The following is a 21,671-nucleotide window of genomic DNA, read 5'->3' as shown; positions in this document are numbered from 1 at the left end:
CATGAAAATCCGCAATATCGCGATCATCGCGCACGTCGACCATGGAAAAACCACCCTCGTCGACCAGCTCCTGAAACAGTCCGGCTCGTTCCGCGACAACCAGCGCGTCGCCGAGCGCGCCATGGATTCAAACGATCTTGAAAAGGAACGCGGCATCACCATCCTGGCCAAGGCGACCTCGGTCGACTGGAAGGATACCCGCATCAACATCGTCGACACGCCCGGCCACGCCGATTTCGGCGGCGAGGTCGAGCGCATCCTGTCGATGGTGGATTCGGCCATCGTGCTGGTCGACGCCGCCGAGGGCCCGATGCCGCAGACCAAATTCGTCGTCGGCAAGGCGCTCAAGGTTGGGCTGAAGCCGATCGTCGTCATCAACAAGATCGACCGGCCGGATGCGCGCCATGTCGAAGTGGTCAACGAGGTGTTCGATCTTTTTGCAGCACTTGATGCCACCGACGAGCAGCTCGACTTTCCTATCCTTTACGGTTCAGGCCGCGACGGCTGGGTCTCGGAAAACCCCGAAGGCCCGAAGGACCAGGCTCTGGCGCCGCTGTTCGACCTCGTCATCAAGCACGTGCCGGCGCCGACCGTTCATCCCGGCCCGTTCCGCATGATCGGCACCATCCTGGAAGCCAATCCGTTCCTCGGCCGCATCATCACCGGCCGTATCGAATCCGGCACGCTGAAATCCAACCAGGCGGTCAAGGTGCTGCACCATGACGGCACCCAGGTCGAAACCGGCCGCATTTCGAAGATCCTCGCCTTCCGCGGGCTTGAGCGCCAGCCCATCGAGGAAGCGCAGGCGGGCGACATCGTCGCCATCGCCGGCTTGTCGAAAGGCACTGTCGCCGACACCTTCTGCGACCTGACGGTGACCGAGCCGCTGCACGCGCAGCCGATCGATCCGCCGACGGTGACGATGTCTTTCCTCGTCAACGATTCGCCGCTGGCCGGTACCGAAGGCGACAAGGTGACCAGCCGCGTCATCCGCGACCGCCTGTTGCGCGAGGCCGAAGGCAATGTCGCGCTGAAGATCGAGGAATCACCTGACAAGGATTCGTTCTTCGTTTCCGGCCGCGGCGAATTGCAGCTGGCCGTGCTGATCGAGACGATGCGCCGCGAAGGTTTTGAGATCGCCGTGTCGCGGCCGCGCGTCGTCATGCAGAAGGGCGATAACGGCGAATTGCTGGAGCCGGTCGAGGAAGTCGTCATCGACGTCGACGAGGAGCATGCCGGCGTCGTCGTGCAGAAGATGTCGGAGCGCAAGGCCGAGATGGTCGAGTTGCGCCCTTCGGGCGGCAATCGCCAGCGCATCGTCTTCCACGCGCCGACGCGCGGCCTGATCGGCTACCAGTCGGAACTGTTGACCGACACGCGCGGCACCGCCGTGATGAACCGGCTGTTCCATGCCTACGAGCCTTATAAGGGTGAGCTGCCGGGCCGCACCAACGGCGTGCTGATCTCCAACGAACAGGGTGAATCGGTGGCCTATGCCATGTGGAACCTGGAAGACCGCGGCCCGATGGTCATCGATCCCGGCGTCAAGGTCTATCAGGGCATGATCATCGGCATCCATTCCAGGGACAACGATCTCGAGGTCAACGTGCTCAAGGGCAAGAAGCTGACCAACATCCGCGCCGCCGGCAAGGACGAGGCGGTGAAGCTGACGCCGCCGATCCGCATGACGCTGGAACGCGCGCTGGCCTGGATCCAGGATGACGAGCTGGTCGAGGTGACGCCGAAGACCATCCGCCTGCGCAAGCTCTATCTCGACCCGAACGAGCGCAAGCGTTTTGAAAAGTCGGCGAAAGTGGTCGGCGCGGCATAAAGGGCAATACCGCGCAATGAGCGGTAAACTCGTCACGGCTGTCATATACGACAATCGACCCGAGGCCGAAGTTTGCGTGTCGATGCTCGACGCGTATGGAATTTATGCTCTCGCGAGTTGTCTTCTCGACACGGGCTCGGCTTGATCCATGTGCAAGTCGCCGATAGCGATCTCGATGCGGCCAAGGGTTTGATCGGCTCGGGGCGGTTGACCCGTGGCCGCAACTGTCTCCGATTGCGGATGCCCTTGCCGTTGCCTCATCCGCCTGCAGCCGAAATGATATCGTCCCGGTCTGGTTCGCCAGACAGGTGGATGCGGATCGCCGTTCCCGTCCGCGCCGGCCTGCGCAAGGCTTTGGCTCCGTCCGGACCAACGGCCAGCAATCGTTTCTCTTCCCAAACCTGAAGCCGCGATCGCGAGACACCGAGTTCGCTGGCCAGCAACCGGTCGAGCCGCAGCGCTGTCGGCGTTTCGAGCCCGAGCTGGAGCTCGAGCGCTCTGGTATTTTCCGGTCTATCCCCGAGCACCTCCTTTTGAACGGCGGCTTCGGGGCACTCCTCAACGCGCCCGATACTGCTTCGCAATGCGGCAACATCGAAGGCATGGCGCCGCGCCAGGACCGGATCGTTGCTTTCGAGCGCCTGCAATATTGCCGGTTCGATATCCCGGCGGCTGCAGCGCTCCAGAATGCCGAAATTCCAGGAATTGTCGCAGTCGATGCAGCGGTAGATCAACCAAGCGTCAATGCGCTTGCCATTGGCATTGACGCGGAATTTGCCGCTGCAGCGATAGGCTTTCAGGCCGCCGCAGCGATTGCAGTTGAGGTGAGGTCGAGGTGCGGTTTTGGGCGCGATCGCCCAGCGGATGCGCAGTATCGAAGGCATGCCGAAAAGCCCTTCCCGCCGGGAAGTTCGTCAGATCGGCGATATCGAGAACCCCTTGCGGGCACGGCGTGGCGAGAGACTGCGGCAGTTGGAAATCAGGTGTCGCGGGTGGTTATGCGCGACAGCGGTTCAGCAGTGCCAAACCGGTCTCGAACCGCCACCCTGAAGAACAGGTCATGTGAAAACAGGCACCGCGACTGCGACGCCCTGCTCTGTGTTGGGGGAGTTGACGAGACCGGCGGTTACGTAGGCAAAGTGAAGCTCGGAAAGGATTTCGGAACGACATCTCTAGCCGTGAGGTGCCTGGCGGACAAGCCTTCTTTCGGTAGACGCTACCGTCGCCGGAACAGTTGGGTTATGTTGAACACCCCAAACACTTCAAACGAGACCCCGTCATGCATTTCACGTCGCTGCTGATTTTTGCCGGCGCCCTGCTTGTTGCCGCCGGCTCGCCCGGCCCGTCGATCGCCGCTCTTGTGGCGCGGGTCATCGCAAAGGGCTTCCGCGACGTGTTTCCATTCCTGCTTGCCATGTGGATCGGCGAAGCGATCTGGCTGTCACTGGCGGTGTTTGGTCTCGCCGTGGTAGCGCAGACGTTCCATTTTGCCTTCGTCGTCGTGAAGTGGGTCGGCGTCGCCTATCTCGGCTGGCTTGCCTGGAAGATGTGGACGGCACCGGTCGAGGCGAAGGAGGGTTCGCTGCCGCGCGAAGATTCGCCCGCCAGACTGTTCTTTGCCGGCATGGCGGTAACGCTGGGCAACCCCAAGATCATGATGTTCTATCTGGCGCTGCTGCCGACCATCATCGATCTCGGTTCGGTCAGCGTGGTCGGCTGGGTCGAGCTGACGGCGACCATGGCAGTGGTCCTGGTCGCCATCGATTTGACCTGGGTGCTCGCCGCATCGCAGGCGCGCAAGCTCTTGAGAAGCAAGCGGGCGATGAAGATCGCCAACCGCATCAGCGCCGGTACCATGGCCGGCGCTGCGGCGGCGATCGCGGCGCGGTCCTGAGCCGGCGCGTCAACCCATTTCGATGATCGGCGCGATCTCGATACTAAAGGCTGGGTCGGTCAAGATAGGACAATCCTTGGCCTTGCCGACGGCATCGTCGATGTCTTTTGCTTCGATGATGGTGTAACCAGCGGTCGGATTGCTGCCGCCGTTGTTCTCGACCTTGCCGCCAGGCAGTACGGTCTTCGACATGCCGACTGGATTGCCACCGTCGATCACGGCTGAGCCAAGCTTGCCATACCAGCCGTTCCAGGCATCCATCGCTGCCTTCCGTTCGGCCTCCTCGGTCGGCATCTTGCCTGAGCCATGATAGACGTAGAGAAATTTCGCCATGTTCTCCTCCTCTGATCGGCGGCATCGAACCGGCATGCGGTCATGCCGCATGCCGATCATCTGACCAAACCGGCAAACAAGCAACGAGAATGCGAAGTAGCTAATATAATGTGCGGTTGGCCCGCAACGGCGGCGCCCTATCGAGCCATCGCGTGGTATTCATCGTTCGGCCGCATATCGATTGCCGATGCCAGCCGGTTCGACATGTTGAAGAATGCCGCGGTCGAGGCGACATCCCATATGTCGCGGTCGGAAAAGCCGACTTGCCGCAGCGCCGCCCGGTCCGCTTCGACGATCTTTGCCGGCTGCTCGGTCAGCTTCACCGCGAATTCGAGCATGGCGCGTTGCCTGTCCGACAGCTTGGCGGCGCGAAAATTCATCACCATCATCTCGCCGAAGGCGGGGTCGCCGGAAAGCTGGCGCACCGCCGCGCCATGCGCGGCCAGGCAATAGTAGCAATGGTTGACCGAAGAGACGGCCACCGCGATCATCTCGCGCTCGAGTTTCGACAGGCCGGATTCACCCAGCATCAAATCATTGTACATGTCGGTGAAAGCGCGCAGCTTCTTCTCGTCGAAGGCATAGACGAGTAGCACATTGGGAACGAGGCCGAGTTTCTCCCGGCATTTGGCGAAATAGGCCTTGGTCGCGTCGCTCAGCTCCGCCGGTGCCAGGTCAAGTGCGGTGATTTTGTCCGTCATGGCGGATTTCTCCTCGTTTTTCGCCAGGCTGCCGGTGAATTCCGACATTTCGTCGCAAGCCGTCAAACCTTTGTCGCCAAATACCCGTCATCTGTTAGCATAGCCGCAAAAACATGCGACGGGAGGGACTCATGGCCAGTGTAAAGTCAGCGAGCCGGTTGAAAAAAGCCGGCCTGACGAGGGGTGAAGCCGCGGGTGGCGAAAAGCCCGGCAGGCTTGCCGACTACCTGCTGGCCCGAGCTCCGGCCGAAGATGTCGCCGCCTATGACGTCATCGATCTCGAACGCGCTGCCGAACTCGCCGGCCGCGCAGTGGCCAGGCACAAGAAGGACGACTGCGTCGTTGCTATAGACGTCGATTCCGGTGTCGTCCGCCAGGGCCGGCCGATGACGGTGATCACCGTCGTCAACGACAACATGCCGTTCCTGTTTGATTCCGTCCTCGGCGAAATCACCGAGAGCGCGGGCGAGCCGCTGCTGGTTACCCACCCCGTCATAGTCGTCAGGCACGGCAAAAACGGCGTCGAGGAAATCCTCGGCGACGGGGGTTATGCCAAGGGCGACCACAGCCATGACCGGCTGAGCGTCATTCATGTCCATATCGGCCGCCTTTCGGCCGAGCAGGCTGAAGGTCTGGCCGCACGCCTGACCAAGCTGCTCGGCCAAGTGCGGGCCGCCGTCACAGACTGGAAGCCGATGCTCGCCCGCCTCGACCAGGCGATCTCGGAATTCCGCTACTCGCCAGTGCCGCTCGACAAGGCCCATGTCACCGAGGCGATCGCCTTCCTCGAATGGCTGCGCGACGACAATTTCACCTTCCTCGGCATGCGCGAATTCAACTACACCGGCGGCGAGACGAGCGGCATGCTCGAGCGCGCCGAGAAGCCCGGCCTCGGCATCCTTTCCGATCCTGACGTGCTGGTGCTCAGGCGCGGCACCGAAGCGGTAAGCACGACGCCGGAAATCCGCGCCTTCCTGCATGGGCCGGAACCGCTGATCGTCACCAAGGCCAACGCCAAGTCATCGGTGCACCGCCGCATCTACCTCGACTACATCGGCGTCAAGACCTACACCGGCAAAGGCGTGCTTTCGGGCGAGCTCCGCATCGTCGGCCTGTTCACGTCGACCGCTTATACGCGCTCGGTGATGAAAATCCCCTATCTGCGCTCGAAGGCGGAAACGGTCATCGCCAAATCCGGCTTCAATCCAAGCGACCATTCCGGCAAGGCATTGATCAACGTGCTGGAGAGCTATCCGCGCGACGAGCTGTTCCAGGTTCCGGTGCCGATCCTGCGCAAGCATGCCGAAGCCATCCTGGGCTTGATCGAGCGGCCGCGCGTCAGGGCATTGGTGCGTGTCGACCAGTTCGACCGCTTCGTCTCCGTGCTCGTCTTCGTGCCGCGCGACCGCTACGACAGCGTCGTGCGCGAGAAGATCGGCACGTATCTGAAGACCGTCTTCGAAGGCCGGCTGTCGGCCTATTATCCGGCGTTCCCGGAAGGCGGGCTGGCGCGTGTCCATTTCATCATCGGCCGCTCCGGCGGCAAGACGCCGAAGGTCGAGCAGGCGACGATCGAGGCGGCGATCCGCGACATCGTACGGACCTGGGACGATGCACTGCGCGAGACCGCGACAGAGACCGGCGCCGATGCGAGACTCACGGCCATCGCCTCGCGTTTTTCGGAAAGCTATCGCGACAGTTTTCCACCGGCCGTGGCGCTGGCCGACGCCGGGCGCATCGCCAAGCTCGATGCGTCAAATCCGATCGCCATCGACTATTACCGTCACGCCGGCCAGAAGCCGCATCAGGCGGCGCTGAAGATCTATCACCACGGCAGCCCGGTGGCGCTGTCGCGGCGCGTGCCGGTGCTGGAAAACATCGGTTTCCGCGTCATCAGCGAGCGCACTTTCGAGGTCGGCGACAATCAATCCGGCATGGTCTTTATCCACGACATGGAACTCGAGAACAGCTACGGCAGGCCGATCGACCTCGGCAATGGCGGCGCGCTGTTCGAGGATGCGTTCCTTTCCGTCTGGCGCGGCGATGTCGACAATGACGGCTATAACGGCCTTGCCCAGACCGCCGGCCTGTGGTCGGGCGAGATCGCCGTCCTGCGCGCCTATGGCCGCTATCTGCAGCAAGCCGGTATCCCGCAGAGCCAGGATTTCATCGCCGCCGCGCTCAATCGCTATCCCGAGATCGCCCGCGGCCTGCATGCGCTGTTCGTCGCCCGCCTCGGCCCGACGGCGGAAACGGAAGGTGTCGTCCAGGCCAAACATTTGAAGGCCAAGATCACGGATGCGCTGGAAGACGTTCCCAACATCGATGACGACACCATCATCCGCCGTTATCTGAACCTGATCGAGGCCTCGCTGCGCACCAATCATTTCGTTGCCGATACGAAAGAGAAAGGCCAATCGCTGGCGATCAAGCTCGATTCGCAATCGGTGGACGGGCTGCCGGCGCCGCGGCCATGGCGGGAGATCTTTGTCTATGGCTCTGAGGTCGAGGGTGTGCATCTGCGCTTCGGCCCGGTCGCGCGCGGCGGCCTGCGCTGGTCGGACCGTGCCCAGGACTATCGCACCGAAGTACTCGGCCTGGTCAAGGCACAGCAGGTCAAGAATGCGGTGATCGTACCGGTTGGCGCCAAGGGCGGTTTCTACCCGAAAAAGCTGCCGATGAGCGCCGGGCGCGACGCCATTTTCGAGGCCGGCACAGCCGCCTACAAGAATTATGTTTCCAGCCTGTTGTCGATCACTGACAATATCGGCCTGGACGGCGTCATCCCGCCGGCGGGCGTGGTGCGGCGCGACCAGGACGATCCCTATTTCGTCGTTGCCGCGGACAAGGGCACGGCGACCTTCTCGGACATCGCCAACGCCATCAGTGAAAAGCACGGCTTCTGGCTCGACGACGCTTTCGCCAGCGGCGGTTCGGCCGGTTACGACCACAAGAAGATGGGCATCACCGCCAAGGGCGCCTGGGAAGCGGTCAAGCGGCATTTTCGCGAGATGAACCGCGACATCCAAACCACTCCGTTCACCGTCGTCGGCGTTGGCGACATGTCGGGCGACGTGTTCGGCAACGGCATGCTGCTGTCGGAGCAGACCCGGCTGATCGCCGCCTTCGATCATCGCGACATCTTCATCGATCCCGATCCCGACATGGCGGCTTCGATGGCCGAGCGCCGGCGTATGTTCGCTCTCGCCCGCTCAAGCTGGCAGGATTACGACAAGACGAAGCTGTCCGAAGGTGGCATCATCGTCTCGCGCAGCCAGAAGTCGATCACATTGCCGGCCGCCGCGGCTGCAGCGATCGGCCTCGGCAAGACAACGGCCACGCCGGTCGAGATCATGAGTGCCATCCTCAAGGCGCCGGCAGACCTTTTGTGGTTCGGCGGCATCGGCACCTATGTCAGGGCATCGGGCGAGACCAACCAGGATGTCGGCGACCGTGCCAATGACGCGATCCGCATCACCGCGCTCGACCTGCGCGCCAAGGTGATCGGTGAGGGCGCCAATCTCGGCGTCACGCAGCGGGCGCGCATCGAATTCGGATTGAATGGCGGACGCTGCAATTCGGACGCGATCGACAATTCTGGCGGCGTGAACTGTTCCGACGTCGAGGTCAACATCAAGATCGCGCTGGCTTCCGCGATGCGCAAGGGATCGTTGACCCGGCCGGCGCGCAACAAATTGCTGGCCGAGATGACCGATGAGGTCAGCGCCCTGGTGCTGTCCAACAATTACCAGCAGACGCTGGCGCTGTCGCTTGCCCGCAAGCGCGGCCTCGCCGACATCGCCCATCAGAGCCGCTTCATGGCGGCGCTGGAGGCGCGCGGACTGCTCGACCGTGCCGTCGAGGCGCTGCCGTCGCCGGCGGCCCTTGTCGAGCGCGAGACGCGCGGCGAGCCGCTGACCCGGGCCGAGCTCGGCGTACTGCTCGCCTATGCCAAGATCGTGCTGTTTTCCGATATCGTCGCCAGCGACGTGCCCGACGATCCGCATTTCGACCGTGATCTCATGGGCTATTTCCCCGATCGCATGGCGAAGAGATATGCGGGAGAGATCCACGACCATCGCCTGCGCCGCGAGATCATCGCCCGTGTCGTCGCCAATGATCTGGTCAATCGCGGCGGTCCGTCCTTCGTCAACCGGCTGCAGGAAACAACCGGCCGCAGTGCCGCCGATGTCGTGCGCACCTTCGCCGTGGTGCGGGACGGCTTTGCGCTGCCGGCGCTCTACCGGCAGATCGACGCGCTCGACAACCAGATCGACGGGCAAATCCAGCTCGACCTTTATCAGGCGGTCAGCCGGCTGATCTATGTGACGAGCGGCTGGTACCTGAAAAACGATGCCGGCACCGCGCCGCTCGGGCAGCGGATCGCCGAGTTGCAGGACGCACGCAAGGCGCTGGAGCCGAAGCTGGTTTCGCTGCTGCCGGCCTTCTCGCGCGAGCGGATCGAGGAGCGGCGGCACAATCTGTCGAAGGGCGGCGCGCCGGGGAGCCTTGCCGAACAATTGGCGTTGACCGATGTGGCGGAACTCATCCCCGACATTGCCCTGACGGCGCGGACGGCGAATGCCGGCATCGTCGCTGCCGCCAAGGCATTTTTCGCGGTCAGCGATGTCTTTCGCATCCCGCGCGTCGAAGATGCGGCGCGCTCGATCACCCCCTCGGATTATTACGATCAACTGGCGCTTTCCCGTGCCACCGACACGATCGGCGCGGCCAGGCGCGGCATCGCCGTGGCGGCACTCACCAGCCATGCCGAGGCGGTGGATCCGGTGGCGGCATGGCTGGAGGCCGGCGGCGAACGGGTCGGACGCATCCGCGAGCGGCTGCAGGCGCTGACCGAGGGCGGCGACATCACCGTGTCGCGGCTGTCGGTGGCGTCCGGCCTGATGAGCGATCTGACGGGGCTGTGAGACGTCTTCCATATCGCGCGGGATTGCCGGGAAGAACTGCGCAATAGAGCGAACGGCGCGCTGCTTTTGGGAGCGCCGGAGCATGATGCCGAACCTAACGATCGGCTTTTGGACAAGATCGTGCTCAACAACAAGGTGGAGCGTCATTCCGATTCGATCGGCATTGAGCAAGCTCCAGCGGAGGGGACATGGCTGAGATGGCAGTGCAGCGGGCGTCGGGACGCGGCATCTGGGGATGGATGCTGTTCGACTGGGCGGCACAGCCGTTTTTCACGGTCGTCACCACCTTCATCTTCGGTCCTTATTTCGTCTCGCGCATGGCCAGCAATCCCGAAACCGGGCAAGCGTCCTGGGGCTACGGCATTGCCGCCGCCGGCCTCGTCATCGCCGTTTTGTCGCCGGTCCTCGGTTCGATCGCCGACCAGACAGGACCGCGAAAGCCGTGGATAGCCTTCTTCGCCGCGGTCAAGATCACCTGCCTCACCCTGCTGTGGTTCGCCGCGCCCGGCTCTGATCTTTTTCTGATCGTGGCGTTGTTCTCGCTGGCGTCGGTCGCGGCGGAATTCTCGACCGTGTTCAATGATTCGATGATGCCCCGCCTGGTGCCGAAGAGCGACATCGGCAGGATCTCGAACATGGCCTGGGGGCTCGGCTATCTCGGCGGTATGATCGCACTGATCTTCGTCGTTACCGTCATGGCCGGCTCGCCTGAAACCGGCAAGACCGTTGTTGGGCTGGACCCGATCTTCGGCCTCGATCCCAGGCTCGGCGAGGACGCGCGCGCCACCGGACCGTTGTCGGCGGCCTGGTATTTCCTGTTCATCCTGCCGATGTTCTTCTTCACGCCGGATGCAATCAAAGGCATTCCAATCGGGCCGGCGGTGCGCGAGGGACTGTCGGAACTGAAGTCGACGCTGGCCGAAGTGCGCAAGCGCAGCGGCATTTTTCGCTTTCTCGTCGCCCGCATGATCTATCAGGACGGCGTCAACGCGCTGCTGGCGTTGGGCGGAACGTTTGCGGCGGCAATGTTCCATTGGTCGATTACCGAGATCGGCCTGTTCGGCATCATTCTCAACGTCGTCGCCATAGTCGGATGCTTGGTTGCCGCACGCCTCGACGCGGCGCTGGGTTCCAAGTCCATAGTGATGATTTCGCTGGTCATGCTGAGCATCGCCACGCTGGGCATCGTCTCGACCGGCCCGGGCTATACGCTGTTCGGCGCCTGGGTGATGCCCGGACTGGACGGCGGCGGATTGTTCGGCACGGCGGCGGAAAAAGCCTACATTTTCTACGGCCTGCTGATCGGGCTTGCTTTCGGTCCGGTGCAGGCTTCGTCGCGCTCCTACATGGCGCGCAGCGTCTCCGCGGCCGAATCGGGCCGCTATTTCGGCATCTATGCACTGGCCGGCCGAGCAACCAGTTTTGCCGCACCCTTCATGGTGGCCACGATCACCCTGGCCAGCGGCTCGGCGCGGCTCGGCATGGCGGCGATCGTGCTGTTCCTCGGAGCGGGCATGGCGATCCTGATCGGCACGCCCTATCCGGCGGATCGGCCGGCGGAGTGATCTGCTCGTCCCTTCTCCCACAGAGGGAAGGGAGGGAGTTCAATGCCTGAAATGCCTCACGCCGGTAAACACCATGGCGATGCCGTGAGCATCGGCGGCGGCGATGACATCGTCGTCGCGCATCGAGCCGCCGGGCTGAATGACGGCGGTGGCGCCGGCTTCGATTGCCGACAAAAGCCCATCCGCGAACGGGAAAAAGGCATCCGAGGCGACGACCGAGCCCTTGGTCAAAGGCTCCGTCAGACCGGCAGCCTCGGCCGCGTCGAGCGCCTTGCGCGCGGCGATGCGCGAGGAATCGACCCGGCTCATCTGGCCGGCGCCGATGCCGACTGTAGCGCCATCCCTGGCATAGACTATGGCGTTCGACTTGACGTGCTTTGCCACGCGAAAGGCGAATTTCAGATCGGCCAATTCGGCCGGCGTCGGAGCGCGGCTGGTCACCACTTTCAGGTCGAGGTCATCAATCACCGCATTGTCGCGGCCCTGGACCAGCAAGCCGCCGGCAACCGATTTCAAGCCAAGGCCCGCCGCGCGCGGGTCGGGCAGGCCGCCGGTAACCAGCAGGCGTAGATTCTTCTTGGCGGCAATGATGCGGACTGCTTCCTCGGACGCCTCCGGTGCGATGATCACTTCGGTAAAGGTCTTGACGATCTCTTCGGCGGTTCCGGCGTCGAGGATGCGGTTCATGGCGACGATGCCGCCGAAGGCAGAGACCGGATCGCAGGCCAGCGCCTTGGCATAGGCCGCGTGCAGCGAAGCGGCTTCGGCGACGCCGCACGGGTTGGCGTGCTTGATGATGGCAATTGCGGCGGAGCGGGTCGGATCGAATTCGCCGACCAGCTCGAAGGCGGCGTCGGTGTCGTTGATGTTGTTGTAGGAAAGCTGCTTGCCCTGAAGCTGGCGCGCCGTAGCGACGCCCGGCCGCCTGTCGCCATTGACATAGAAGCCGGCGCCCTGATGTGGGTTTTCGCCATAGCGCATCACCGATTGCAGCTTGCCGCCGAAGGCGCGCCATGTCGGATGCTCGATCTCGAGCGCCTCGGCGAACCATCCCGAGATCGCCGCATCGTAGGTGGCAGTACGGGCAAAGGCCTTGGCTGCCAGCTTCTTGCGGAAATCCAGCGACAGCGAGCCGAAATTCATCTCCAGCGCGTTGAGCACCGAGGCATAGTCGTCAGGGTCGGTGACGATACCGACATAGGCGTGGTTCTTGGCCGAGGCACGGATCATCGCCGGGCCGCCAATATCGATGTTCTCGACGATCGCCGCGTAGTCGGCGCCGGAGCGGCGCACCTCTTCGAATGGATAGAGATTGGAGACGACGAGATCTATAGGCTCGATACCGTGGTCGCGCATCGCAGCGGCGTGCTCGGGATCGTCGCGCACGCCGAGCAGTGCGCCATGCACCGACGGGTGCAGCGTCTTGACGCGGCCGTCCATGATCTCGGGAAAGCCGGTGAGCTCGGATACGTCGCGCACGGCCATGCCGGCCTCGGCGATCGCCTTTGCGGTGCCGCCGGTCGAAACCAGCTCGACGCCGGCCGAAGCCAGCGCCTTGGCGAAGTCGATCAGGCCGGTCTTGTCGAAGACGGAGAGCAGCGCGCGACGGATCGGAACAAGGTCGGGCGCGGGAATGTTCTTGGCGGCGACGGCCATGGGCTGGCGGCCTTTCCAGTTCTGGTTGGAGAGCGTCCGCGGGCCGTAGCACATGAGGCCCGGAAATCAAGCAGCAAGGCTTGATCAGTGTTTGCCGTTGCCACTGGCTTCAGCTTTTTCCGGATGACCACCGATAGTAGTCCGCGTCAATTGCCAGTGGACCTCGGAAATCTCCGAGGCTTTGAACGCAAGCACGATCTGCCGGCTGCGGCGCGGGCCGCCGAGCCCGGCGAAATAGATCGATTCCTCGACCTCGGGTGCCACTTCGGTGGAGGTAAACACCCAGGTGTCGGCATGGTCGGCGGCCAGCACCAGACGGTCATGCTCATCCTGGAGCAGGTTTATGTCGGGATGGACATGGAAACGCACCGTGACGAAATCACGGCCATTGTTGCGGATAGAGGCGCCGCCCGGCCGCAGGAAGCGGTCCCTGCCGGCAAGCACATTGCCTTCGGTCGATAATTTCAGCTCGCGCTCATGCAGGAAGCCGAAGCGCGCCCCATAGCCGTCATGGCGGGCGATGAAGCCCTGGCTGCCCTTCTGGTCGGTGCGCTTGCAAGGCACATGCTGCGGTCCGCCGATCAAAGGCGTGCCGAGCAGGTCGTTGACGCGCAGGGAGTGGTTGAAGCGCGCCGACGACGTGTCGTTGATGGTGGCGGTCGAATGGGCGGCGGTGGCGCGGGCAAGCGGCCGGAACTCGGCGGCGCCATAGGTGTCTATGCCGGCGTTGACGATATAGTGCTGGCGGCCCGACGACAATTCGAAGGCGAGGCACCCGGCGTGAGCGGCATTGGACACGTCGACGGGCGGCGGCGGTCCGGTATCGGCGATCACGGTGACACCCCCCATCGACAGGCGCTCATAACCCGAATGCGGCGCGTGCAGCAATGGTGCGCCGGCGGTGTCGTCGTGATGCAGGATGCTGGCGATACGGTCGTGGATGGTGGCGCCCATGCCGTTGAAGCGGGCAAGGCTGCCATCCTGATGGCGAAAGAAGCGCAGCGCCGGCAGCATCCGGTCGATGGCGCCGATCAGGGCGGCCGGCGGTGTCTCGGCCTGATTGGCGTATGTCTGGCGCAACGGCAGAAGGTCGGCGAGGATTTCAAGCACGGCCATCGGATTGCGCGAGATATGGCCGCCGTCAGGCAGGATCTGGCGGTCGATCTCCTCGGCGAGACTGCGGGTGGCACCGCGCAGCGCCGAGGCCGGCGCCGGCAGCGACAAAGCGGCAAAGGCCAGCGCAATGCGCGCGCGCAGCCTGTCCTTGCCGTCCGGCATCTCGCGCGCCATGGCGCGCAGATAGCGGATCTGGACGGCAAGCGATTTCAGGAAGGCGCGGTAGAACGGAAATTCGGCGCCCTGCAACACGATCGAGGAATGCTGCAGCCAGGCAATGACGCGCTTGGCCGTCGTGCCGGGCTCCCAGGCGACGCCGGAAATATGGCTGCCATGGATTGCAATCCAGTCGGAAACCAACGCCCGCGCGTTGGCGGCGGCGAGCTCGGTACGCGCGGCACGCATGTGGCGCAGCCAGCGAAAGCCATGCAGCGTCTTTTGCCAGCCGGGATTGGGCACGTCGATCTGGAAGGGCGATTTGCCGCCGGTCTCGACCAGATGCCCCGAAAGCGGATAGCGGCCGTAATAGATCTCGAGCGCAATCTGAGGATCGGCGAGGCGCAGGTCCGGCGGGGCGATCAGGACGCGCTCCGGCGTGCGGCCTGAGTAGCGCCAGCGATAGAGTGGTCCGGCACGCAAGCGCCGGCGCGCCTTGCGCCAGAACTCCCTCGCGACAAGCGTCCACAGACGCGTCGTGTTACCGGCAGCGATTGCCAAAATCTCTCCTGATCGTCCTCACCCAGGCACAAGTTTATATGATTCAAGAACTTGTGCGAAGGCGAATTCCGCGGCAGCGTGGCCGTTCAGCCTGTTTTCCGTGCCTCCTCGCTCCAAAAGGCCGGACGCGCTTCGATATCTGCCCTTAGCCGGCTCTGCGCATGCGGGCGGCGAAGAAGCCGTCCAGCCCGGAACGGGCAGGGGAGCCAAGCTCCAGGTCGGCAGGCGTGGTGCGCAACGTGCCTTGCGGCGTCAGGAACGGGTCGATGCCGGCGATCTCACCCGGCCGAAGCGGGTCGTCGATGATTTCCGCATTGCCGGCGAGAAAGCCGCGATAAAGCTCTTCGCCTTCGAGCGGATCGAGCGAACAGTTGGAAAAGACGATGCGTCCGCCAGGCTTGACCAGGGTGACGGCCCGGGCAAGCAGCCGGCGTTGCAGGTCGGCCAGTTTTTCGACGTCGGCCGCCGTCTTCGTCCAGGGGACGTCGGGGTGCCGGCGCACCGTGCCGGTCGAAGAGCAAGGTGCGTCGAGGAGGACGGCGTCGAAGCGGTCCTTCGGCTCGTATTTGAGCAGATCGGCCTGCACTATCTCCGCGGCCAGGCCGAGCCGTTCGAGGTTCTGCGTCAGCCGTGCCAGCCGCGTTCTGGACATGTCGAGGGCGGTGACGTGGGCGCCGGCGAGGATCAACTGGGCGGTCTTGCCGCCCGGCGCGGCACAGAGGTCGGCGATTCGCAAACCATTGATGTCGCCGAACAGCCGGGCCGGCAGGCTGGCCGCCGCGTCCTGAACCCACCAGGCGCCTTCCCCAAAGCCGGGCAGTTCGGTCACGGAAGCGCTGAGCTTTTCCACCCGCACCGTGCCGGTCGGCAAGACGAAGCCACCGAGCCGTTCGGCCCACAGCGCCGGGCCCGACTTGACGGTGAAATCGACCGGCGCCTCATGGCGATGGGCGAGCAGTATCTGCCTGGTCTTGTCGAGGCCGTAGACCGTTTTCAAACGGTCGGAAAACCATTTTGGCGCCTCGTCGGTGGCCGCAACCGCCGCCGCGAGCTCATCCTGCTTGGCCCGCGCCAACGTACGCAGTACGCCGTTGACGAGGCCGGAAAAGCGCGCCGTGCGCGGATCGGACTTGGCATGCGTCACGGCGAGGTCGACGGCGGCGCTGTCGGGAACATCGAGGAACAGGATCTGCGCCGCCGCCCCATGCAAGATGTGCGAAAGCGCCGTGGCGTTGGGCGGCAGCGGCTTTTCCAGGCGGCGGGCCAACAGGCCTGATATGGTCATGCGGTAGCGCAGGGCGGTGACCAGAATGGCGCGCACCAGGGCGCGGTCGCGCAGGTCGAGCGCCTTGTATTGCGGATGGCCGTTTTCATGGTCGGTCAGCCCGTCGAGCGGCGTTCTCGCGTCGATGACGGCGGCAAGCAGCCGCGCGGCTGCCTTGCGCGCGGCGAGACCGCGAGCTTCTGAAGCCTCACTGTGAGTTGGCCTCATTGTGCCGGCGATCGGTTGACTAGTTTAAATATGGCGCTGACAAAATCTTCTTTGCTTCCTAGGGGTGAGGTCACCTGAATGTAGTCTTTCTCAACCTTGTCAACATAGTCCGCGACTTGCTTTGGAGATGCACCATCCCCGACAAGTCGGACGATGTGGTGGAGATAGGTGTCATATTCGTTTTCAGGAAGCGGACGAAATTCCAGTTCACTTGATGTTTCCATGTTCGCCATCGGTATGCCGATAGGGTTCCAGTGCCTTGCACAAAGATCGCGTATTTCCGCCAGCGAGATCCCGCCTTTTTTGTCTGTCGCGCTCGTCACGACCACGGACCTTTAGGCCCGGTCGGATTGCGTCCCCAGGGATTGGGTTTCGGCCTGGCCGGCTCGGCCGGCCTTTCGGGCCGGGCGGCCCTTTCCCACGGACCCGACGGCTGCTGCCCGATCCCGTCCGGCGCCGGGCTTGGCGTCGCGGCCGCTTCGGGTGCGCCGGCCATCTGTTGCGCCATCCGCTGCAGGGCGGCGATGCGGTTTTCGGTGCTCGGGTGGGTGGAGAACAAATTGTCCATGCGCTCGCCGGAAAGAGGATTGATGATGAAGAGATGGGCGGTTGCCGGATTGCGCTCGGCATCCGGGTTGCGGATGCGTTCGGCGCCACGGGCGATCTTGTCAAGCGCCGAGGCGAGCCACAGCGGGTGTCCACAGATTTCGGCACCGCGCCGGTCGGCCTCGTATTCGCGAGTGCGGCTCACCGCCATCTGCACGATCATGGCGGCCAAAGGCGCGACGATCATTGCCACCAGCACGCCGACGATGCCGAAGGAATTGTTGTTGTCGCGGTTACCGCCGAAGAAGAAGGCGAAGTTGCCGAGCATCGAAATTGCGCCGGCGAAGGTGGCGACGATCGTCATGGTCAGCGTATCGCGGTGCTGCACATGGGCGAGCTCGTGCGCCATCACCGCCGCGACTTCTTCATGCGATAGCCGCTCGAGCAGGCCAGTGCTGGCGGCGACAGCGGCATTTTGCGGATTGCGGCCGGTGGCGAAGGCATTGGGCTGCGGATTGTCGATGAGATAGGTCCTCGGCATCGGCAGACCGGCGCGTCGGGCGAGGCCCTGCACGATGGCGTAATATTCAGGCGCGTTGCTTTCGTCGACCTCGATCGCTCGGTGCATCGCCAGCACCATCTTGTCGGCGTTCCAATAGCTGAACAGATTGGTGCCGGCAGCGATCAGCAAAGCGATCATCATGCCGCCGGATCCGCCGACCAGATAACCGACGCCCATGAACAGGGCCGTCATTGCGGCCAAAAGCATGGCGGTGCGAAGGGTGTTCATTGTCTGCTCCGTTCTGCCCAACAAAGGGGTCGATCCCTTGTGGACCCATCGCTATATGATGGGAAACAGCGGTTCTCGTTTCAATCGGGGGCCCGTTTCAATCTACCGGAAGATCGCATGATCGACGAATCCAACAAAACACAGGCTCACCACGCGCCGCAAAAGGCGCTGACGCCGGCAGCCCGGCGCGCTTTGGCGGAGGCCGAGGCCCGGCGGCAAAAATATCGCGAGACGGAAGCCACGCTGCCGAGGGAGATCGGCGGGCGCGGCGGCAAGGAGCCTGGCCGCTACGGCGACTGGGAGATCAAGGGCCTGACCAGCGACTTTTAGCCCAGGCAGGGCGCCAAACTACGCAGGCTGCGCCGTCCGCTCCGCTTCGATGGCAATCCAGCCGCTGGCATCGACGGCGATGCCGATCGCGTCATAGCCGGCGATAGCGGCATGCGGCGTCTGCAAAGGATGCCGGTGCGTGGCGCTGATCACCACGATTGCGGCGCCCGCGGCTTCGGCTGCCGCTATGCCGGCCGGCGCGTCCTCGAAGACAAGGCAGTCGCGCACATCGACGCCGAGCCGTTCGGCCGCCAGCCGGAAGCAGTCGGGCGCCGGCTTGCCGCGGGCCACGTCCTCCGCCGCAACGATCACGGCGGGAGCCGGAATGCCGGCGGCCTGCAGGCGCAGCAGGGCGAGTTCGCGCGGCGCGGAGGTGGCGATCGCCCAACTCCCAGGCGGCAGCGATGCGAGGAACGCCGCGGCGCCGGCGATCGGGCGAATGCCCTCGACATCGGCTGCCTCGGCCTGCAAAAGCGCATCGGCTTCGCGGGCAGGATCGACGCCTGGCAGCGCCAGCCGGCCGATGGTCTCGATCGCCCGCACGCCGTGGATGGTCGGCAGGAATGCGGCGACGTCAAGACCTTGCCGACGCGCCCAAGCTGCCCAGACCCTTTCCGCCGCGGGAATCGAATTGAGAATCGTGCCGTCCATATCGAACAGGAAGGCCGCAAATTTTCTGCCTGCAAACATCGGTTTTCCCGGGTCATCCTGGAGGGATTATTTTCGAAGGACGCGTGTCGATCGACCGTAACGTTGCCGCGTCCGTATGGGAAGCCGCGAGGCGTCGTTTTCGACGTTCGCAAGGAACCGCCGCGCACTCTCCTGCGTTGACCAGCACTATCTTCCATGACGATCGTAGGGGGACGGCGATGCTGATCAGGCTCGGCTATGAAATTGGCATTGAATGCGCTGCAGCCACGCCGATTGTTTCGCTGCTCGAGATCCACAGGGATCGCCAGGTCGACATCAAGCGGCAGACGCGCGTGCTGACCTCGCCGTCGGTCCCGACCAGGGTCTACCACGATCTTTTCGGCAATAGCTGCCGCCGCTTCACGGCGCCGGCCGGAAGCTTTCGCATCCTCTATGACGCGGTGGTCGAGGACAGCGGTGAGGCGGACGAAGTCAACACGCTGGCCAGGGAAGTTCCGGTCGCCGAATTGCCGGACGAGGTGCTCGGCTATCTGCTCGGCAGCCGTTACTGCGAGACCGACCATCTCGGCGACCTGGCCTGGCAACTGTTCGGCCAGCTTCCGCCGGGCTGGGCGCGGGTGCAGGCGATCGTCGACTATGTCCACAACCGCCTGTCCTTCGGCTACGGTTATGCGCGCTCGACCCGCACGGCGGCGCAGGCGCATGAGGAACGCGTCGGCGTCTGCCGCGACTTTGCCCATCTGGCGATCACGCTCTGCCGCTGCATGAATATCCCGGCCCGCTACGTGAACGGCTATCTCGGCGATATCGGCGTGCCCGCGGATCCGGCGCCGATGGACTTCTCGGCCTGGATGGAAGTGTTCCTCGACGGCAAGTGGTACACGTTCGATCCCCGCCACAACGTGCCGAGAATCGGCCGTGTCGTCATTGCGCGTGGCCGCGACGCCACCGATGTGCCGCTGTTGCACAGTTTCGGCCCGCACCGGCTCAGCCTGTTCAAGGTCTGGACCTACGAGCAGGAAGGCAACCTGTTCAGGCCGCCCTATCGCGGCCTCGACAGGACCGTCACCGCACGGGTGCTGGCCTAATCCTCCCGGAGACATCCACAGCCGTGTTTCCACGTCCCGCCATCGCGGTCGTGCTGATCCGGTTCGAGACATCTCTTCTGTACCGGATCGGGACGCAGTCCGGCCGTTCCGAATTGCGAGCCGGATCGTGGTAAGCGCTTTGTGAACAAAGCTGCGCCGACGCGGCTTTCGTTTACCGGCTGTTTACCTTGTCGCCGCTCGAAACCGTTTGGAAACAATGCCCTGAGCGGGGGGCGCTCGCTTTCCCGCGCCCGGCGGCGCGATCCGGCCGGATTCCTGCAATGCGCGTTCGGACAGCTGCAGGCTGTAGCGAATGGAGGCGGAAGGAATGCGGCGTTTCGGGGGTCTTGTTCAGGCGATCGGCGGGTTTGCCGGGGATCGCAGCGGAAATTTCGCGGTGCTGTTTGGTATAATCGGCTCAGTACTGGCGCTGAGCGTCGGCTTTGCCGTCAACGTCTCCCAACTCTACAATGTGAAATCGAGCCTGCAAGGCGTCGTCGATGCTGCGGTCACCTCGACGGCCCGCGACCTGACGACCAGCGTCATCAGCGAGGCTGACGCCAGCAAATCGGTGCAGGCCTTTCTCGATGCCAACAGCACGGCGGGTATCCTGCAGGACAATCAGATCGTTCTCGACAAACTGACTGTCGACCGAATCGCCAAGACCGTTCAGGCGGACGTTCATGTCAATGTCAGCTATTATTTCCCGCTTTTCAGCACGGGTAGCATGCAGCGCGTTCCCGCATCGACGACGGCTCTCTATTCGGACAAGCAGATCGAAGTCGCGATGATGCTCGATGTTACTGGCTCGATGGCAGGCCAGAAAATCATCGATCTGCGGACGGCTGCGGCGAATGCTGTCGACAGCTTCCTGGGCGGTCAGGACCCGTCCAAACCGCGCGTGCGGGTTGCCATCGTGCCTTATGCCAATTCGGTGAATGCCGGTACACTTGCCACCAGCAGCGTCTATGTGGAAACCACCGCCAGCCAACGCAAACAGGCGCCGGCCAATGACGCCGTGCAGTATGTCTCGGGCTTCATCCGTCCCGATAATTGCGCCACAGAACGCAAGGGGACCTACCAGTATTCGGACGCAGGCCCCGACGCCAGCATGGTCAACCGCGACTACCTGCTGTCGTCCTTCGCCTGGCAAACCGGCACCGCCGCCTGCCCGGCCGCCACGCTGATGCCGCTGACGGCCGATGCGACGGCGCTCAAGACGGTCATCAAGAATTTCGTCGCCTCCGGCGGCACTGCCGGCCATATCGGCGTGCAGTGGACCTGGTACATGCTCTCGGAGAGCTGGGGGAGCATAATGAGGACTTCGCAGCGGCCGGCCAAGATGGATCCAAAAAAGGTCGCCAAAATCGCGATCCTGATGACCGACGGCGAATTCAACCTGTCCTACTTCGATGCGAGCACGGTGAGCGACGTTTACAATGACGCCGGCAAGGAGCCGACCCGCACGGCAGCCAAGAAACTTTGCGCTGCCATGCGCGACAAGGGCATCGAGATCTTCACTATTGGATTTGACCTAAACGAAACGAATGCCAAGGCGACGCTCCAGGATTGCGCGAGCCCGGACACCACCAAGATCAAGCACTTCTACCAAGCTGCCAATGGAACCGAACTCAACCAGGCTTTCCAGGACATAGCGCGCAACGTCGAGATGTTGAGCGTAACCAAATAAGGGACAACAGCCCAAAAAGGAAAAGGCCGCCGCTTCTTGCGAAGTCGGCGGCCTTCCGTGTTTCCGTCCATGGCGCGGCTCCTGGCTGCGACGGTTGGTCGCCAGCCGCGCATCTCGCGCCTTAACGGGAAGACTGCTTCCCGAAAGTGCGATCCGCTGAGGCCACGTTCTGGAAAACGAAATCACTCGACATCGGATCACCTCCTTTCGATTTGTTGAACACTTGCTCATGATGGGGTGTCATCCGGCAAATGGCAAGGCGGGGCACTCGAAAATCCTGAACAAGCGTGCTTGTGCACTCGGGCGGCTTGCGGCCGGCCGATCCGGCAGGCAAGATCGAGCC

16 protein-coding genes are annotated in these 21,671 nt (G+C 63.4%); 7 read left to right on the top strand and 9 right to left on the bottom strand.

From position 1 onward, the window contains the following. The first annotated feature begins 1 nt into the window (after position 1). Positions 2-1,831, top strand: coding sequence for a translational GTPase TypA (gene typA, locus NKH80_RS10245; RefSeq protein ID WP_352877347.1), 1,830 nt, complete (start codon positions 2-4; stop codon positions 1,829-1,831). A gap of 257 nt (positions 1,832-2,088) precedes the next feature. On the opposite strand, the gene NKH80_RS10240 is transcribed toward typA, so the two are convergent. Next, complete coding sequence (locus NKH80_RS10240; protein WP_352877350.1) at positions 2,089-2,715, bottom strand: DUF1062 domain-containing protein; 627 nt, start codon at positions 2,713-2,715, stop codon at positions 2,089-2,091. Between the two features lie 395 nt (positions 2,716-3,110). On the opposite strand from NKH80_RS10240, the gene NKH80_RS10235 reads away from it, so the two are divergent. Further along, complete coding sequence (locus NKH80_RS10235) at positions 3,111-3,725, top strand: LysE family translocator (RefSeq protein WP_352648884.1); 615 nt, start codon at positions 3,111-3,113, stop codon at positions 3,723-3,725. Positions 3,726-3,734: 9 nt separating this feature from the next. Here the strand turns inward: NKH80_RS10235 and NKH80_RS10230 are convergent, their stop codons facing one another. Both NKH80_RS10230 and NKH80_RS10225 read right to left on the bottom strand, forming a co-directional pair. Beyond that, on the bottom strand, positions 3,735-4,058 hold the full coding sequence (locus tag NKH80_RS10230) for a YciI family protein (protein WP_352877352.1): 324 nt from the start codon (positions 4,056-4,058) through the stop codon (positions 3,735-3,737). Positions 4,059-4,195: 137 nt separating this feature from the next. Beyond that, complete coding sequence (locus NKH80_RS10225; RefSeq protein WP_352803481.1) at positions 4,196-4,759, bottom strand: peroxidase-related enzyme; 564 nt, start codon at positions 4,757-4,759, stop codon at positions 4,196-4,198. 131 nt (positions 4,760-4,890) lie between these two features. Between NKH80_RS10225 and NKH80_RS10220 the strand changes: the two genes are divergently transcribed. Together NKH80_RS10220 and NKH80_RS10215 are read left to right on the top strand one after the other, a co-directional pair. Continuing rightward, a complete protein-coding gene (locus NKH80_RS10220; protein ID WP_352991377.1) occupies positions 4,891-9,687 on the top strand; it encodes an NAD-glutamate dehydrogenase in 4,797 nt (1,598 codons plus the stop codon). A gap of 188 nt (positions 9,688-9,875) precedes the next feature. Continuing rightward, on the top strand, positions 9,876-11,252 hold the full coding sequence (locus NKH80_RS10215; protein WP_352877357.1) for an MFS transporter: 1,377 nt from the start codon (positions 9,876-9,878) through the stop codon (positions 11,250-11,252). Between the two features lie 39 nt (positions 11,253-11,291). On the opposite strand, the gene purH is transcribed toward NKH80_RS10215, so the two are convergent. The 5 genes from purH to htpX all read right to left on the bottom strand — a co-directional run bounded on the left by purH (position 11,292) and on the right by htpX (position 17,569). Then, positions 11,292-12,908, bottom strand: coding sequence for a bifunctional phosphoribosylaminoimidazolecarboxamide formyltransferase/IMP cyclohydrolase (gene purH, locus NKH80_RS10210; protein ID WP_352687063.1), 1,617 nt, complete (start codon positions 12,906-12,908; stop codon positions 11,292-11,294). A gap of 84 nt (positions 12,909-12,992) precedes the next feature. Continuing rightward, positions 12,993-14,741 (bottom strand): heparinase II/III family protein, encoded by a 1,749-nt coding sequence (locus NKH80_RS10205; RefSeq protein WP_352504867.1) that lies wholly within the window; start codon positions 14,739-14,741, stop codon positions 12,993-12,995. A gap of 145 nt (positions 14,742-14,886) precedes the next feature. Beyond that, positions 14,887-16,233 (bottom strand): RsmB/NOP family class I SAM-dependent RNA methyltransferase, encoded by a 1,347-nt coding sequence (locus tag NKH80_RS10200; RefSeq protein WP_352504868.1) that lies wholly within the window; start codon positions 16,231-16,233, stop codon positions 14,887-14,889. Next, the gene (locus tag NKH80_RS10195) at positions 16,230-16,556 is read right to left on the bottom strand and encodes a hypothetical protein (RefSeq protein WP_352504869.1); all 327 of its coding nucleotides are present in this window, start codon (positions 16,554-16,556) and stop codon (positions 16,230-16,232) included. Before NKH80_RS10195 ends, NKH80_RS10200 begins: the two co-directional genes overlap by 4 nt. Next, on the bottom strand, positions 16,553-17,569 hold the full coding sequence (htpX, locus tag NKH80_RS10190) for a zinc metalloprotease HtpX (protein WP_352504870.1): 1,017 nt from the start codon (positions 17,567-17,569) through the stop codon (positions 16,553-16,555). Before htpX ends, NKH80_RS10195 begins: the two co-directional genes overlap by 4 nt. A gap of 117 nt (positions 17,570-17,686) precedes the next feature. Here htpX and NKH80_RS10185 point away from each other — a divergent pair, with 117 nt between their 5' ends. Then, a complete protein-coding gene (locus tag NKH80_RS10185) occupies positions 17,687-17,899 on the top strand; it encodes a DUF1674 domain-containing protein (RefSeq protein WP_352504871.1) in 213 nt (70 codons plus the stop codon). 18 nt (positions 17,900-17,917) lie between these two features. Here the strand turns inward: NKH80_RS10185 and NKH80_RS10180 are convergent, their stop codons facing one another. Then, positions 17,918-18,589: an HAD-IA family hydrolase gene (locus NKH80_RS10180; protein ID WP_352991374.1), complete on the bottom strand. Its 672-nt coding sequence runs from the start codon at positions 18,587-18,589 to the stop codon at positions 17,918-17,920. Positions 18,590-18,768: 179 nt separating this feature from the next. Between NKH80_RS10180 and NKH80_RS10175 the strand changes: the two genes are divergently transcribed. Both NKH80_RS10175 and NKH80_RS10170 read left to right on the top strand, forming a co-directional pair. After that, positions 18,769-19,638 carry a transglutaminase-like domain-containing protein gene (locus NKH80_RS10175; RefSeq protein ID WP_352504873.1) on the top strand — a complete coding sequence of 290 codons (870 nt, stop codon included), beginning with the start codon at positions 18,769-18,771 and terminating at the stop codon, positions 19,636-19,638. Positions 19,639-19,966: 328 nt separating this feature from the next. Then, positions 19,967-21,328 (top strand): pilus assembly protein TadG-related protein, encoded by a 1,362-nt coding sequence (locus NKH80_RS10170; RefSeq protein ID WP_352479566.1) that lies wholly within the window; start codon positions 19,967-19,969, stop codon positions 21,326-21,328. The last annotated feature ends 343 nt before the right edge of the window (positions 21,329-21,671 follow it).

This window comes from Mesorhizobium sp. M0904 (assembly GCF_040319475.1).
GTDB lineage: Bacteria > Pseudomonadota > Alphaproteobacteria > Rhizobiales > Rhizobiaceae > Mesorhizobium.
The sequence above is the reverse complement of the archived record's forward strand: the minus strand, read 5'-3'. Positions and strand labels throughout refer to the sequence as shown.